The organism is Marinomonas polaris DSM 16579 (assembly GCF_900129155.1).
Classification (GTDB): domain Bacteria; phylum Pseudomonadota; class Gammaproteobacteria; order Pseudomonadales; family Marinomonadaceae; genus Marinomonas; species Marinomonas polaris.
In genome coordinates this window covers 1-1,068 of the sequence record NZ_FQVF01000051.1, presented here as the reverse complement: position 1 = coordinate 1,068, position 1,068 = coordinate 1, and the positions used below count along the sequence as shown (strand labels likewise).

Sequence of the window (1,068 nt, the reverse complement as noted above, 5' to 3'; positions counted from 1 at the left end):
AGTTTTTGATTTAAGCATTGATTATAAAACCGTTAATTTTACGGGAACGCCTGCTAGAGCAACGGTCATTAATCAACTGTTTCCCGGACCCTTGTTACGCTGGAAAGAAGGTGAAACGGTCACGCTAAGAGTAAAAAACAATCTTGATCATGACAGCTCTTTGCACTGGCATGGGATGATTTTACCGACAGAAATGGATGGCGTTCCTGGCCTTAGTTTTGCGGGCATCAAACCGGGAGAAACATTCGAATATAAATTTCCAGTTAAGCAAAGTGGTACCTATTGGTATCACAGTCATTCAGGTTTTCAAGAACAAACGGGAGTGTATGGCGCGATTGTTATAGACCCTAAAGAAGCAGACCCTGTTGTGTTTGATCGGGAGCATGTCATCATGCTGTCGGACTGGTCGGATGAGGCGCCTGAAACGATATATGCGAATTTAAAGAAGCAATCAGACTATTACAATTACAGTGAAAGAACGATGTCTGATTTGTTTTCTGATATCAAAAAACAAGGGTTGGTGAACACATGGAGAGCACGCTCCATGTGGAATCAGGAACGTATGAGTGACCGAGATATTTCTGATGTCACGGGCGCCACCTATACGTATTTAATGAATGGGAACCCACCGGCACAACCTTGGCAAGCACTCTTTAAACAAGGAGAAAAAGTTCGTCTTCGCTTTATTAATAGCTCTGCGATGACGATATTTGATGTGCGAATTCCAGGTTTAAAAATGACCGTGGTAGCGAGTGATGGACAAAATGTTCAGCCTGTTACCATCGATGAATTTCGAATTGGTGTTGCGGAAACTTACGATGTGATAGTCGAGCCGAAGATGGAGGATGCTTATTGTATTTTCGTTCAGAGCATTGACCGTTCTGGTTATACCGTTGGTAACTTCACGTCAGATGAAATGTTCACGGCCAAAATCCCTGATATGGACCCTATGCCGATCTTAGGGCATGGCGATATGGGCATGAATATGGAGGGCATGGACCACAGTAAAATGGCGATGGGTTCGGACTCTATGTCGGGCATGGAAGGCATGGACCACAGTAAAATGGC

1 protein-coding gene is annotated in these 1,068 nt (G+C 44.0%); it reads left to right on the top strand.

What is annotated here, in order from left to right:
- On the top strand, positions 1–1,068 hold a 1,068-nt coding region (locus BUA59_RS23395), incomplete at both ends, for a copper resistance system multicopper oxidase (RefSeq protein WP_139248972.1).